We start from the raw sequence: 12833 nt of genomic DNA, 5'->3' as shown, positions 1-12833 counted from the left end.
CGCCACCCACCAGTTCACCACCTCACTGTTTCACTTTGGCTTCCTCGTCGCCGTTTACGCCGCTGAAGATTCCGATTTTTCGGATGCTCTGGATTGCCTCGTTCGTATCGAACGTGGGCACCTGGATGCAAAACGTGGGCGCCGTGGGGCTGATGACCGAGCTGACGGCCTCGCCCGTGCTGGTGGCCCTGCTCCAGACGGCTTCGGCGCTACCCGTGTTTCTGTTGAGCCTGCCCGCCGGCGCCCTGGCCGATTTGCTCGACCGGCGCAAGCTGCTCATCCTCACCCAAACCTGGATGGCCCTGGTAGCGCTGCTGCTGGCGGGCATGGCCTTTGGGGGCTTTGCTTCGCCCTGGCTGCTGCTGAGCCTCACGTTTCTGCTGGGGCTGGGCGGGGCGCTCAACAACCCAGTGTGGCAGTCAGTAACGCCCCAGGTAGTGCCGCCCGCCGAGCTACCCCAAGCCATTGCCCTCAACAGCGTTAGCTTCAACCTGGCCCGGGCACTGGGGCCGGCCCTGGGCGGCTTGGTTATCGGCTATTTCTCGGCCGGAGCGGCGTTTCTGCTCAACGGCATCTCGTTTCTGGGCACGATTTATATGGTGTACCGCTGGCAGCGCCAGCCCCAGCCGGCCAGCACCCTGGCCACCGAACGGCTGGTAATGGCCATGCGCGGCGGCCTGCGCTACGCCCGCTTCTCACCCCCAGTCCAGCGGATTCTGCTGCGCGGGGCCGCTTTCACGTTCGGGGGCAGCGCTTTGTTTGCCCTGATGCCAGCCGTGGTGGCCCAGCGCCTGCTGCGGCCTACTTCGTTCTACTCGCTGCTGCTCACCTGCATGGGCCTGGGCGCGGTACTGGCGGCCGTGCTGCTGCCACGCCTCAACCGCCGCCTGAACATCGATAACCGGGTAGCATTGGCCACGGCCGTGTTTGCCGGCGGACTGCTAGGTTTGGGCTACGTAGATGCACCATGGCTGCTGTACGGGCTGCTGGCGCTGGTAGGCATGGCCTGGATGCTGGTGCTCAATTCGTTCAGCGTGGGCGTGCAGACGGTGGTGCCGCGCTGGGTGCAGGCCCGTACCATCAGCATCTATCTGCTCGTTATTCAGGGCGGCATGGCGCTGGGCAGCGTGGTGTGGGGCGCGGTGGCCGAGCGGGCGGGCCTGCCGCTGGCTTTAGCTGGCTCGGCCATCTGGCTGCTCCTGAGTTTACTGCTGGTCCGCCGCTACTCGCTGCAAACGCCTCCCGAAGCCCTCGACCACACCCCCGCCCGCCAGCGCCCCGAGCCCGTGCTGGCTGAGGAGCCTGCCCCCGCCGAAGGCCCGGTTATCACGACTACCACTTACCGCGTGGCCCCCGAAAACCGCCCGGCCTTCACCTACTACATGGAGCAACTGGGCCGCATCCGCCGCCGCGAAGGTGCCATCGGCTGGGGCCTCTACGCCGATCTGGCCGACCCCGACCGACTGATGGAATACTTCTTGTCGGAGTCGTGGGAGGAATATTTGCGCCAGCACCAGCGTGGGGTGGGCCGCGAGGAGGCCGAGCTGAAAGTGAGCCTGCGCCGGCTCCATGAGGGCCCCGAGCCGCCGCACGTCAGCCACCTGCTGGCCCAGCACCACCATCCGGTTTCTGGTCACCCGCCCATGCCGCCTGGCAGCACCCGCCTGGTAGCCAGCACCGCCGGCGAGGTCACGTAAGTCAGGATGCATGGTGTGAGGCCGACAGCTTAACTCACCTTTTCGGCCTGAAGCAGAATAAATTCGGAGCTGTTACCGTTCTACTGACAACCTACTGGTGCTACAAATGCGTCTTATTAGCGCCGTTCCGGCAAGGTAGTTGCCTCCATGCAAACGCATTCTACTCTACTTATCCATGAATATCAGCCTTCGACTTTTCCACCGCTTTACCGGCCTGCTGGCTGCGGGAATGCTGCTGGCCGGCACTGCTTCGGCCCAGAGCAGCGGCAACGGCCAGCGCGACGTGCTGCGGGAAATCACCGATGTGGTGGGCCTGAAGCCCCGATTCCAGTTGCGCGCCACCAGCGAGGTACAAAACGCGGCGGCCGTGGTATATGGCGGCCAGCGCTACCTGCTCTACAACCCGCAGTTCGTGTCCGCCGTGAACCGGGCCGGCCGCACCGATTGGGCCGGTATCAGCATTCTGGCCCACGAAATGGGCCACCATCTCAACGGCCACACCCTGCGCACCGGCGGCTCGAACCCCACCGACGAGCTGGAGGCCGACGAGTTTTCGGGCTTTGTGCTGCGCAAGATGGGCGCCAGCCTCGCCCAGGCTCAGGCTGGCATGGCTGTGGTGTCGGATGAGCAGGCTTCTCCCACCCACCCCGGCCGTCGGACCCGCCTCACGGCTATCGGCCAGGGCTGGCAGCGGGCCAGCCAGCAGATTACGGCCAGCACCCGCGGAGCTGCTCCTTCGGCCGAGCCCGCGATGATGGCCACCCAGCCGGCGCCGGTGCGGCAGGTAGTAGCCCGCCGCGCCGCGCCAGTGAGTGTGCTGGGTAAAATCACGTTTCAGGCCAAGCCTGAGGTCGATTTCTACGTGACCGACCGTCTGAGCGTGGTGCGCCTCGACCGGGCCGGCCAGGCCGCCGAAGTCGTTGGTCGCCTCACCCGCTCCGAAAGCCTCAGCTACCCTTACGTGCTCATCGACGGCCAGCAGCGCCGCCTCTATATCAGCCGGATGGGCGAAATCTACGACCCTAACGGCCGCCAGGTAGCCATGTTGACGGACCCGTCGTAGGGGCGGGGCTTACCCCCGCCGTTAAACGATTATCGTTGAAACGGTGTGAACGGCGGGGGCAAGCCCCGCCCCTACGTTGTTCTATCGGCCGGCCGGCTTCCCTTGCGGGAGGCCGGCCGTTTATCTTTGCGGCTCACTTCTCCTACTTTTTGATGCCGGTCTACCCATTTTTGCTGGTTGATGCCTTTACCACCGCGATTTTGGGCGGCAACCCCTGCGCCGTGGTGCTCGATGCCGACGACCTTAGCCCCGCCCAGATGCAGCGGCTGGCTCAGGAGTTCAACCAGTCGGAAACTGCCTTTGTACGCCGCTCGGCGGTGGCCGAATTCGGGGTGCGCTACTTTACGCCGGGCGAGGAAATTCCGCTGGCCGGCCACCCCACCATTGCCACCCTCACGGCCCTGCTGCACACCGGCCGCCTGCCCCGCCCCACCGGGCAGCCCCATGATCTGCAGCTGGAGCTGCTGCACGGCCCCGTAAACATTCGGGTTTCGCCCGCCGAAGCCGGCCAGCCCCACTTTATCCGCATGACCCAGCGCTGCCCCGAGTTCGGGCCGCTGCACGAGCCGGCCGACGTGCTGCCCCTGTTCGGCCTCACGCCGGCCGACCTGCTGCCCGGCGCCGTGGTGCAGACGGTGAGCACCGGCACGCCCCAGCTCATGGTGCCGCTGCGCGACGCGGCCAGTCTTCGCCGGGCCCATTTGCCCAACCCAATGGCGCTCGATGAATACCGCCGGGCCAGCGGCTTTTTCAGCTCCCATCTGTTTTGCCTCGAAGGGGCCACGCCCGCCGGCACCACCTTCGCCCGCCACTTCTGCACCCCGCCCGACCTGCCCGAAGACCCGGTAACCGGCTCGGCCACCGGCGGCATGGCCGCCTACCTCTGGCACTACGGCCTGCTTTCCACGCCCGATTTCATTGCCGAGCAGGGCCACTGGATGGGCCGCCCCGGTACGGTCCACGTAGCGGTGCAGGGCCCGCCCGAAGCCATTGAAGCCGTCCATATCAGCGGCCAGGGCGTGGTAGTGGTGCAGGGCGAGTTGAGGTTGTGAGTAGGGAAAGTAGAACTGCTAGCCGAACGGTGTAGGGTGCGGGCTTGTCCCCGCCCGCCGTTGAACGGTCTATAACTGAATCGTTCAACAGCGGGCGGGGACAAGCCCCGCACCCTACACCGTTCGAATAGCTAAGTAGATAAGAGAGCCAGCTCTGCCTGACTTTTTGCCCGGCGGCCTGTTTATGCATGAAAGAGCCGTTATAACGTCCTTTCAAACTCCCGAAATCCTAACTCGCTGACCCTCCCAAATGCCCGAACTACCCGAGGTTGAAACTTACCGCCGCTTCTTGGACGAGCTGGTAGTGGGCCAGACGATTACCGCTTTTGAAGTGCTCGACGCCCACGTGCTGGGTACGCCGGAAGACACGTTGCGGCCGGCTCTAGTGAGCCGCACCATTGCGGGCACCAGCCGGCTGGGCAAAAACTGCTTTCTGCTGCTCGACGATGGCTGGGTGCTGGTGCTGCACTTCGGCATGAGCGGCGACGTAGGCGCCTACCGCGACGCGGCCGACGCACCCCGCTTCACCCGCGTGGCCCTGCACCTCGATTCGGGCCTGCGCGCCGCCTTCGTCGACCCGCGCAAGTTCGGCCGCATCCGACTGGCCGAGAGCGTGGCCGCCTATCAGCAAGCCAAAAAGCTGGGCCCCGACGCGCTGGAGCTAACCGTAGCCGAACTGACCGACAAGCTGGCCAAACGCAAAACCCTGCTCAAGCCCCTGCTGCTCGACCAGCGACTGACGGCCGGCCTCGGCAACTGGATTGTGGACGAGGTGTTGTTCCAGGCAAAAATCCATCCCGAGCGAATAGCCAACAGCCTCGCGGCCGCCGAGGTCAAGCGTCTGCACGCGGCCATTCAGTTGGTGCTCACGACGGCCATTGCGGCCGAGGTCAACTACCGGAACTTCCCGGCCAGCTTCCTCATCCACGCCCGCGAGTGGGACGAATCGGCCACGCCCGGCACCGATGCCCACGAGTTCTGCCCCCGCCACCCGCGCACCCGCATCGAGAAGAAATACGTGGGCGGTCGGGCCACTTACTTCTGCCCCCGCTGCCAGCCAGGGCCGGCTGAACTGCAATGACAGCTAAGGCCTGCGCTTCTACTCAAACTCCTCGTTGTTCTTCTCCTCGGCGCGGCGGTTGAGGGTTGTGAGCCAGGAGCGGGTGATGGGCGACTCACTTTGGTAGCCGAAGCGGCGGGCGTCGCCGCGGTTGGTGTCGGGGGCGGGCAGGGCCTGGTTGACCCAGGCGAGCAGGTCGGTGGTGGTGCCGGGCAGTAGGCCGTGCAGGCCCGAGAGTAGTTTGGCGGGCAGGCTCAGGATGATTTCGGCGTCGCCGCGGCGGCAAGCGTTCCAGATGCGGCGGGCGGCGTTGTCGGCATTCATCGAGAGGGCGGGCAGTGAATCGGCCACCGTAAACCAGGCGTACTCCTTGCGGTGCTGGCCTTTCACGATGGCGTGGCGGGCGCTACCGGTGCGCAGCAGCCCGGGGCACACGGTGGTTACCCGCACGCCGTACTGCAGCAGCTCGGCCCGGAAGCTTTCCGAGAGGCCCACCAGCGCGAACTTGCTGGCGCAGTAGGGCGCCAGATGCGGCACGGCTACTTTGCCACCCACCGAGGCAATATTGACAATGCGGCCTTCGCCCCGGTTGCGCATACTGGGCAGCACGGCCTGCATGGCGTGCAGCGGCGCCCAAAAATGGGTATCCATCGATTCCTCAAACTCGCGCACGTCCATGTTGTCGAGCGGACCGGCCGTGATGATGCCGGCGTTGTTGACTAGCACCTCAATGGGCCCCAGTTGCTGCTCCACATCGGCCACCAGCTGGCGCACTTCGTCGGGCTGGGTCAGGTCGCAAACGAAGGCGCGGACCAGCTCGGAGCCGGCAGCGTCCAGTTCGCGGCGGGCCGTTTCCAGCTCGTCGGCGTCGCGGGCACAGATGGCGACGCGGGCGCCTTCGGCCACGGCTTGGCGGGCCAGAATGAGGCCCAGGCCGCGCGAGCCGCCGGTGATGAGTACCGTGCGACCAGCCAGCTCGAAGTTGCCGCGACGGTTGGCATAGAGGGTGGCGGCCAGCAGGCCGGCACCGGCAGCAGCGGCCATAAGCAACGAATTACGGGTATCAGATTTCATACAAGGAATACGTTTAAGCGAAAGGATAGGTAACTGTAAGGATTTCGGAGCCGAAAGGTTACAGGCCAGCCGGCCGGTTGGGTTTTTTAGGCCACTAAAGGGAATATAACTTCGTCGCCACGCGTTGGTGGCAGTGGTTTGCTGAAACTGGCACCATCTTTACTACCCCCTTTCCGGCCCGGCGCCGGTTGCGGGCTGTTCTCCGACTTCACCTCTTCGATATTGACTTCTTCGCTTATGAAAGCGCCCCTGCTCGTCGCCCTGCTCACCCTCACCGCCGCCCCTGCCCTGCTGGCCCAAACGGCCGTCCGCCCCAAACCATCGGCCCGTCCGGCCACTACGGCCGCCGCCGCGCCGGCCCCCAAACTCGATGAGGGTAAGATTGCCGAGCGCGCCACGGCCCTCACGGCCAACATGCAGAAAGCCCTCGGCCTGAATCCGCAACAGATGGCCCGGGTGGGCCAGATAAACCTCATTAGCGTGCGCGGCGTAGAAACCGCCCGCTATACCTACCGCCAGAATGTGCGCAAGATGGGCGGCGTTATCGAGGACATCGGCCAGGCCCGCATCGCGCAGCTCAAGGAAGTGCTCAGCCCCGCCCAGTTCGACAAATACCAGCGTAAGCGCGAGGAGAAAATGGGCGTCCCTAGCTCCCAGGGCATCCAGGGCAACCCCGTTCCCGGTATGCCGGGCCAGGATTAGTGGTTAGTGGTTAGAGGAGGAACGTCATTCAGAGCGCAGCGAAGAATCTCGCGTGCAGCAGTAGCCCTGTCGTTAGGGTTTACTACTACACGCGAGATTCTTCGCTTCGCTCTGAATGACGTTCTTCACTAACCACCAAAAAACACCTGCCAGCTTAGCTTCAGAATGAAGGCGCTGACCATCAGCAGAAACAGCACCCGCACGAAGCCGGTGCCGTGGCGCAGGGCCAGGTGGGCGCCCAGCGTGGAACCGACGATGTTGCTGGCGGCCATGGGCAGGGCGGCGGCCCACAGGATCTGGCCGGAGGCGGCGAAGTAAATGAGGGCCGTGAAGTTGGTGACGGCGTTGACGAGCTTGGCCGAGGCTGAGGCTGTGAGGAAATCGTAGCCGAACAGGCCTACGAAGGCGAAGAGCAGAAACGAACCCATGCCGGGGCCGAAAAAGCCGTCGTAGAAGCCCAGCACCAGGCCCAGGGCCGCTCCGTAGTACGGCTCGCGGCTGGCGGGCAGCCGGGGCGCGTGGATGCTCCCGAAATCTTTGCGCCAGAAGGTGTAGGCGGCAATAACCACCAGCAGCCCCAGCACCAGCGGCGGCAGCAGCTCCTGGGGCAGCTTACTCACCACCCGCGCCCCCAGAAACGAGAACACGCCCGCCACGGCTGCCGCCGTACCCACTGCCCGCCACCGCAGCGGTACCTGCCCCGCGTAGCGCCGCAACGCCGCCACCGTACCCAGCAACGACGATACTTTGCCGGTACCAAGCAGCGTGGGCACCGGCACGCCCGGCAGCAGCACCAGCAGCGCCGGCAGCTGAATCAGCCCGCCCCCGCCCACCACGGCATCAATCAATCCGGCCAGAAAGGCAAACAGGCACAGCAGGGCAAGCGTGGTAGCAGTCAGCATAGGGCCGCGAAGGTAAGCGGCGAGGTGGGTAATAGGAGACTGTCATGCTGAGTGAAGGCGCAGCCATAGCCGAAGCATCTCTACCGGAGTGCTAATCCTGTTGTTGAGTTTACCAATGCAGTAGAGATGCTTCGACTGCGCTCCGCTTCGCTTAGCATGACAACCTCCTTGGTCTTGGTAGGCTACTTACCCTTATCCTTCCCGCCTGCCAACAACCGCCCCTGCTGCCGGCCGTACAGCTTGGCTTATGAGCGAACAACTTACGCAACGGCAGAAAATGCTCACGTTTGGCGCCGTGCTGCTGGCCATGTTTCTGGGCGCCCTCGACCAAACCATCGTCAGTACTGCCCTGCCGCGCATTGTGGACGACCTGCAGGGCCTCGACCGGTTTACCTGGGTAGCTACTTCCTACTTGGTGGCCAGCACGGCGCTGGTACCCATCTACGGCAAGCTGGCCGACACGTACTCGCGGCGTACCATTGAGATTGTGGCCGTGAGCGTGTTTTTGCTGGGCTCGGCACTGTGCGGGCTGGCCGGCGAGTTCGGCACGCTGCCCCTGCTCGGCGACGGCATGACGCAGCTCATCGTATTTCGGGCCATTCAGGGTCTGGGCGGGGCGGGTCTGTTTGCTATGGCCTTCATCGTTATTGCCGACCTTTTTCCGCCGGCCCAGCGGGGGCGCTACCAGGGCTTTGTGGGAGCCGTGTTCGGTACTTCGTCGGTGCTGGGGCCGTTTCTGGGCGGTTTCCTGACCGATAACGGCACCAACCTGATTCCGGGGGTGGAGGGCTGGCGGCTGGTGTTCTACGTGAACCTACCGCTGGGCGCGTTGGCGCTGTGGTTCATCATCACTCAGATGCCGCCGCTGCGCCCCCGCGCCGCGCCCAAACCCCTCGACTACCTCTCGATGCTGCTGCTGATTCTGGGCCTGGGGTCGCTGGTGATTGGTCTGCAGCTCAACAAGAACGAGTACGGCTGGACCGACCCCGTTACGCTGGGCCTGCTGGCCTTCGCCGCCCTGATGCTGCTGTTGTTCGTGCGCCGCAGCCTCAGTCATCCCAATCCTATTCTGGCGTTCAGCCTGTTCAAGAATCCGGTGTTCCGGACGGCTAATGCGGCGCTGTTTCTGCTGGGCGGGGCCTTTCTGGGACTCATCATTTTCGAGCCGCTGTTTATGGTGAACGTGCTGGGCGAATCGGCCACCAGCGCCGGCGTCAGCCTGATTCCGCTGTCGATGGGCGTGGTGACGGGCTCGTTGCTGGCGGGCCAGATGGTGTCGCGCTACGGCCATTACAAGCGCTGGATGCTGGCCGGATTGGTGGTGCTGATGGGCGGCCTCACGCTGCTGGCCACCATGCCGCCCACCGTTGGCTACAGCCAGGTGCTGGGGTACCTGCTGATTTGCGGGGTAGGCCTGGGGCCGAGCATGCCGCTTTATACGCTGGCCATCCAAAATGCTGTCGAGCCACAGTTCATTGGGCAGGCCACCTCGGCCAGCCAGTTTTTCCGGCAGATTGGCGGGGCTATTTCGGCCTCGGTGCTGGGTGTTATTCTCTCGCTGGGCCTGAGCAGCGTACTGCCCGCAGCCGGACCGGCGGGCGGCGTGGCGCCATCGGCCGCGGCGGCCCAAGCGGCCCCGGTAGGCGAAGGCCCGGTCGTAGTTCCGGCCGGCACACCCGCGTCGCCAGAGTTGAAAGCCGCTTTCTCCAAGTCCATTTCGCAGGTGTACCTGGTAACGATGCTGCTGGTGGCCGCGGGCTTCGTGATGACGCTGTTCGTGCCCGAGCTGCCGCTGCGCAAAACCAACGAGGAGGCTCCGCCGGTGAAGTAGAACGGCCGTAGCGCGAAGCTCCCGCTTCGCGTATCGTTGAACGGGGTCGTTGTGTTCGTCGGCAGCCGTATCGTTCAACGACACGCGAAGCGGAAGCCTCGCGCTACGGCCGTTATCAATCAGCAATGCGGTACGAGGCATGTGGGCGGGCGGCAAACTACTTGCCGCCGGTTGCTGTTCTACCTGCTTAACCCTGGCTTCGCGGCCGGGCTCACCTCTTGGTCTACTACATGACTACTGAAAATAAGCTTCAACTCAGTGTCCTCGACCAGTCGCCGGTACCGCTGGGGCGCACGCCGCGCGAGGCGCTGCTACACACCGTGGAGCTGGCGCGGCTGACCGACCGGCTGGGCTTTACCCGCTTCTGGGTGAGCGAGCACCACAACACCCGCACGCTGGCCGGCTCGTCGCCCGAAGTGCTGCTGGGCCGGCTCGGGGCCGAAACCAGCCGCATCCGCCTGGGCTCGGGCGGCGTGATGCTGCCCCATTACTCGGCCCTGAAAGTGGCCGAGAACTTCCGGCTGCTTGAAACCCTGTACCCCGGCCGCATCGACCTGGGCATCGGCCGCGCCCCCGGCACCGACCGCATCACGGCCCAGGCCCTCAATCCCCACAATACCTTCAGCGACCAGGATTTTGTGGAGCAGCTGCTGGACCTGCAGACCTACCTGCGCGACGAGGTGGTGGCCGATACCATTCATGCCAAAGTGAAAGCCGCGCCCTTCGCCGATACGGTACCAGAAATGTGGCTGCTCAGCTCCAGCGGCCAGAGCGGGCTGTTCGCAGCCCACGTGGGGGCATCCTTCAGCTTCGCCCACTTCATCAACCCCAACGGCGGCCCGAAGATGGTGCAGATGTACAAGGAGCGGTTCCGGCCCTCGCCCGAGTTGGCCGCGCCCCAGGCCAACGTAGCCATTTTTGTGGTGTGCGCCGATACGGCCGGCCGCGCCCAGCTACTGGCCGATAACCTGGCCCTGCAAATGCTCAAGCTCGAAACCGGCCAATTCACGCCCATTGAAGCGGCCGAAACGGTGAACGTATCTGCCTTCTCGCCCGACCTGCGGGCCCGCCTGGCCTACCATCACCAGCGCATCATCAGCGGCACACCCGACAAGGTGAAGGCTGAAATTGAGGCACTGGCCGCCAGCTACGGCGTGAACGAAGTAGTGGCCGTCACCATCACCCACGACTACGACGACCGCCTCCGCTCCTACGAGCTACTGGCCGATGCCTTCGCCCTGCCCACTGCAGCAGCCCTGGCCCGACCCGAATTAGCGACGGTATAGCACCCGCTTAAAGTTCTCGCAGAGCAGAGGCTCACCACAGCCGCGTCGGCCCTAATTGGGCTGGCGCGGCTAGCTTTGCGGCACCCATGCCTACTGCTGCCCATCCTTCGCCCCTGCCTCCCACCGAAAACCACCTGGTAGCCTGGCTGCGCCGCGCCGGCCTGCTCGACTGGTTTCTGCCGGCGCTGGCCGGCGTGGTAGGGTTGGCCTATTTATTTCCGCAGGCGGGCAGCCCGGCCAGCCCTCTGCCTTGGGATGCCCTTACTACCGGGGGCGTGGCGCTGGTTTTCTTCCTGTACGGCCTTAAGCTGAGCCTGAGCAGCCTGCGCAGTGGCACCCGCAACTGGCGGCTGCACCTGGTAGTGCAAGGCACCACGTTTGTGCTGTTTCCGCTGCTGGCGCTGGCGGTGCGGCCGCTGTTTGGGGGCGTGCAGGGCCAGCTGTTATGGCCGAGTATTTTCTTTCTGTGCGTGCTGCCGAGCACGGTTTCGACCTCGGTGATGATGGTAAGCATGGGCCGCGGCAACGTACCCGCCGCCATTTTCAACGCCAGCCTGAGCGCCCTGATTGGCATAGCCCTTACGCCGCTGTGGGTGCGGGCAGTGCTGCAGCCCACCGGCAGCAGCGGCGAGGGGCTAAGCGCGCTGGCCCTGAGCCTGGGCTGGCAGGTGCTCCTGCCCGTGGGGGCCGGCATGCTGCTCAACCCGCGCTTCGGGGCGTGGGCCGGGCGGCACAAGGGCCGTTTGCGCGTGCTCGACCAAGTCGTTATCCTGAGCATCGTGTTCACCTCGTTCTGCGAATCGTTTGCCCAGGGCGTGTTCCGCAGCTACGCGCCGACTACCGTGGCGCTGCTGGGCGTGGGCATGGTAGGGCTATATTTTGGGGTGTTTGGGCTGGTGGCCGGAGCTAGCCGGCTGCTGGGTTTTGCCGCCGCCGACCGCACCACGGCTATTTTCTGCGGCTCCAAGAAGTCGTTGGTGCACGGCAGCGTGTTTGCCAGCCTGCTATTTCCGGCCACGGCCGCCACTGGGGCGCTGCTGCTGCCGCTGATGCTCTACCACGCCCTGCAGATTGTGCTGGCCAGCATCATGGCCCAGCAGTTTGGGCGGGCGGCCCTACGTGCTGAGGCCCAACCGGAAACCTAGGCGGGCACTTTTTAGTACGCGTATTTTTTCCACTGAAACCGTATCTTCCGGCTGGTTTTCTTCCACCCCACCCCCACTTTCCGGAATGAAAAAACTTCTTCTCGCTTTTACGCTATTTCTGACCACTACCATTCTGGCCCAGGCCCAGACGACGCCCACCCAAAAAGTGTACGCGGCAGTAGCAAAAAACAACCCGGCCGACGTAGAAACCCTGCTCGCGGCCGGAGCCGACGCCAACGCGCCGGTGGAAATGATGCCCGGCTTTCCGACCACTTTCCTCGTTATTGCCGCCGGCAACGGCCACCTCGATGTGGTGAAGGCCCTGCTCAAAAACAAGGCTCAGATTGATAAAACCGACTCCTTCCAGATGACCCCGCTAATGGCCGCCGCCGCCAACGGCAGCCTCGACGTAGTGGAGTTCCTGCTCGCCAACGGCGCCAACCCCAAGGCCAAGGATAAAGATGGCAAAGACGTGCTGGCCGCCGCCAAGGAAGGCGAAAACGAGCAGGTCATCAAGCTAATAAAAAGCAGGATGTAGGCTGAAAATCAACAAACGAGAGTTAAAGATAAAAGCCGTTGAAGAGTGCCTCACAGCTCTTCAACGGCTTTCATCTTTAACTCTCGTAATCCTGAACAAAGCGCGTTTACCTTCCGACCCTTTTCGTGAACGGCTGGTTTGCTTCCCGCTAAGCGATTAAGCCGCCCGACTACCAAAGCGTTGGGCTATGTAAACAGCTAACGTGCCTCCCAATAAGGTCGCTGCGCCGAGCGTAGCCAGAAACCCAATAATCGCGGCCGTGGAGTGCAGGACTTGGTTGTCGTCGGCAAACACTCGGGTGTAAAGCAGCGAGGAGCCGATGGCTCCGACAAAAGCACCGCCGATAAACCAGGCGATATTCGCGAAGGTCAGCTTCCAGCAGGGGTGAAGCGCAATAACGGCTGCTCCAAGAAACGTGCTGGCCATCACGCCGAAGACGAAGCCAAAGAAGGGAAGAAGCATTGGCTGTAAAGAAACGCTCGT

The 12833-nt window shown here is 64.0% G+C and carries 12 protein-coding genes; 9 read left to right on the top strand and 3 right to left on the bottom strand.

Going from position 1 to position 12833, the window contains the following annotated elements:
* Window positions 1-35 precede the first annotated feature (35 nt).
* The 4 genes from D0N36_RS03380 (at window position 36) to mutM (ending at window position 4893) form a co-directional block, all read left to right on the top strand.
* Window positions 36-1697, top strand: coding sequence for an MFS transporter (locus D0N36_RS03380; RefSeq protein ID WP_147320727.1), 1662 nt, complete (start codon window positions 36-38; stop codon window positions 1695-1697).
* A gap of 175 nt (window positions 1698-1872) precedes the next feature.
* Window positions 1873-2760, top strand: coding sequence for a M48 family metalloprotease (locus D0N36_RS03375; RefSeq protein WP_116939662.1), 888 nt, complete (start codon window positions 1873-1875; stop codon window positions 2758-2760).
* Window positions 2761-2912: 152 nt separating this feature from the next.
* Window positions 2913-3812 carry a PhzF family phenazine biosynthesis protein gene (locus tag D0N36_RS03370; RefSeq protein ID WP_116939660.1) on the top strand — a complete coding sequence of 300 codons (900 nt, stop codon included), beginning with the start codon at window positions 2913-2915 and terminating at the stop codon, window positions 3810-3812.
* Between the two features lie 250 nt (window positions 3813-4062).
* A complete protein-coding gene (mutM, locus tag D0N36_RS03365) occupies window positions 4063-4893 on the top strand; it encodes a DNA-formamidopyrimidine glycosylase (protein ID WP_116939658.1) in 831 nt (276 codons plus the stop codon).
* 18 nt (window positions 4894-4911) lie between these two features.
* Here mutM and D0N36_RS03360 read toward each other — a convergent pair whose 3' ends face one another.
* The gene (locus D0N36_RS03360) at window positions 4912-5946 is read right to left on the bottom strand and encodes an SDR family NAD(P)-dependent oxidoreductase (protein ID WP_116939655.1); all 1035 of its coding nucleotides are present in this window, start codon (window positions 5944-5946) and stop codon (window positions 4912-4914) included.
* Window positions 5947-6183: 237 nt separating this feature from the next.
* Here D0N36_RS03360 and D0N36_RS03355 point away from each other — a divergent pair, with 237 nt between their 5' ends.
* Window positions 6184-6648 (top strand): hypothetical protein, encoded by a 465-nt coding sequence (locus D0N36_RS03355; RefSeq protein ID WP_116939652.1) that lies wholly within the window; start codon window positions 6184-6186, stop codon window positions 6646-6648.
* Window positions 6649-6776: 128 nt separating this feature from the next.
* Here the strand turns inward: D0N36_RS03355 and D0N36_RS03350 are convergent, their stop codons facing one another.
* The gene (locus tag D0N36_RS03350) at window positions 6777-7550 is read right to left on the bottom strand and encodes a sulfite exporter TauE/SafE family protein (protein ID WP_116939650.1); all 774 of its coding nucleotides are present in this window, start codon (window positions 7548-7550) and stop codon (window positions 6777-6779) included.
* A 247-nt stretch (window positions 7551-7797) separates the two neighbouring features.
* On the opposite strand from D0N36_RS03350, the gene D0N36_RS03345 reads away from it, so the two are divergent.
* From D0N36_RS03345 to D0N36_RS03330, 4 genes are all read left to right on the top strand, one after another.
* Window positions 7798-9381 (top strand): MDR family MFS transporter, encoded by a 1584-nt coding sequence (locus tag D0N36_RS03345; RefSeq protein ID WP_242478788.1) that lies wholly within the window; start codon window positions 7798-7800, stop codon window positions 9379-9381.
* A 230-nt stretch (window positions 9382-9611) separates the two neighbouring features.
* Entirely contained in the window at window positions 9612-10667 is a 1056-nt protein-coding gene (locus tag D0N36_RS03340) for an LLM class flavin-dependent oxidoreductase (RefSeq protein WP_116939645.1), read from the top strand.
* An 86-nt stretch (window positions 10668-10753) separates the two neighbouring features.
* Window positions 10754-11812 (top strand): bile acid:sodium symporter family protein, encoded by a 1059-nt coding sequence (locus D0N36_RS03335; RefSeq protein ID WP_116939642.1) that lies wholly within the window; start codon window positions 10754-10756, stop codon window positions 11810-11812.
* An 85-nt stretch (window positions 11813-11897) separates the two neighbouring features.
* Window positions 11898-12350, top strand: coding sequence for an ankyrin repeat domain-containing protein (locus D0N36_RS03330; RefSeq protein ID WP_116939640.1), 453 nt, complete (start codon window positions 11898-11900; stop codon window positions 12348-12350).
* Between the two features lie 156 nt (window positions 12351-12506).
* On the opposite strand, the gene D0N36_RS03325 is transcribed toward D0N36_RS03330, so the two are convergent.
* A complete protein-coding gene (locus D0N36_RS03325) occupies window positions 12507-12812 on the bottom strand; it encodes a hypothetical protein (RefSeq protein WP_116939637.1) in 306 nt (101 codons plus the stop codon).
* Between the last annotated feature and the right edge of the window lie 21 nt (window positions 12813-12833).

The sequence above is a fragment of the Hymenobacter lapidiphilus genome (genome assembly GCF_003417065.2).
GTDB lineage: Bacteria > Bacteroidota > Bacteroidia > Cytophagales > Hymenobacteraceae > Hymenobacter.
Note: the sequence above shows the minus strand (reverse complement) of the source record. Positions and strands in the feature narration are given on the sequence as shown.

Coding starts and splice junctions, on each gene's coding strand:
- D0N36_RS03375 (WP_116939662.1), top strand. CDS start 1,873: ATGAATATCAGCCTTCGACTTTTCCACCGCTTTACCGGCCTGCTGGCT.
- D0N36_RS03370 (WP_116939660.1), top strand. CDS start 2,913: ATGCCGGTCTACCCATTTTTGCTGGTTGATGCCTTTACCACCGCGATT.
- mutM (WP_116939658.1), top strand. CDS start 4,063: ATGCCCGAACTACCCGAGGTTGAAACTTACCGCCGCTTCTTGGACGAG.
- D0N36_RS03360 (WP_116939655.1), bottom strand. CDS start 5,946: ATGAAATCTGATACCCGTAATTCGTTGCTTATGGCCGCTGCTGCCGGT.
- D0N36_RS03355 (WP_116939652.1), top strand. CDS start 6,184: ATGAAAGCGCCCCTGCTCGTCGCCCTGCTCACCCTCACCGCCGCCCCT.
- D0N36_RS03350 (WP_116939650.1), bottom strand. CDS start 7,550: ATGCTGACTGCTACCACGCTTGCCCTGCTGTGCCTGTTTGCCTTTCTG.
- D0N36_RS03345 (WP_242478788.1), top strand. CDS start 7,798: ATGAGCGAACAACTTACGCAACGGCAGAAAATGCTCACGTTTGGCGCC.
- D0N36_RS03340 (WP_116939645.1), top strand. CDS start 9,612: ATGACTACTGAAAATAAGCTTCAACTCAGTGTCCTCGACCAGTCGCCG.
- D0N36_RS03335 (WP_116939642.1), top strand. CDS start 10,754: ATGCCTACTGCTGCCCATCCTTCGCCCCTGCCTCCCACCGAAAACCAC.
- D0N36_RS03330 (WP_116939640.1), top strand. CDS start 11,898: ATGAAAAAACTTCTTCTCGCTTTTACGCTATTTCTGACCACTACCATT.
- D0N36_RS03325 (WP_116939637.1), bottom strand. CDS start 12,812: ATGCTTCTTCCCTTCTTTGGCTTCGTCTTCGGCGTGATGGCCAGCACG.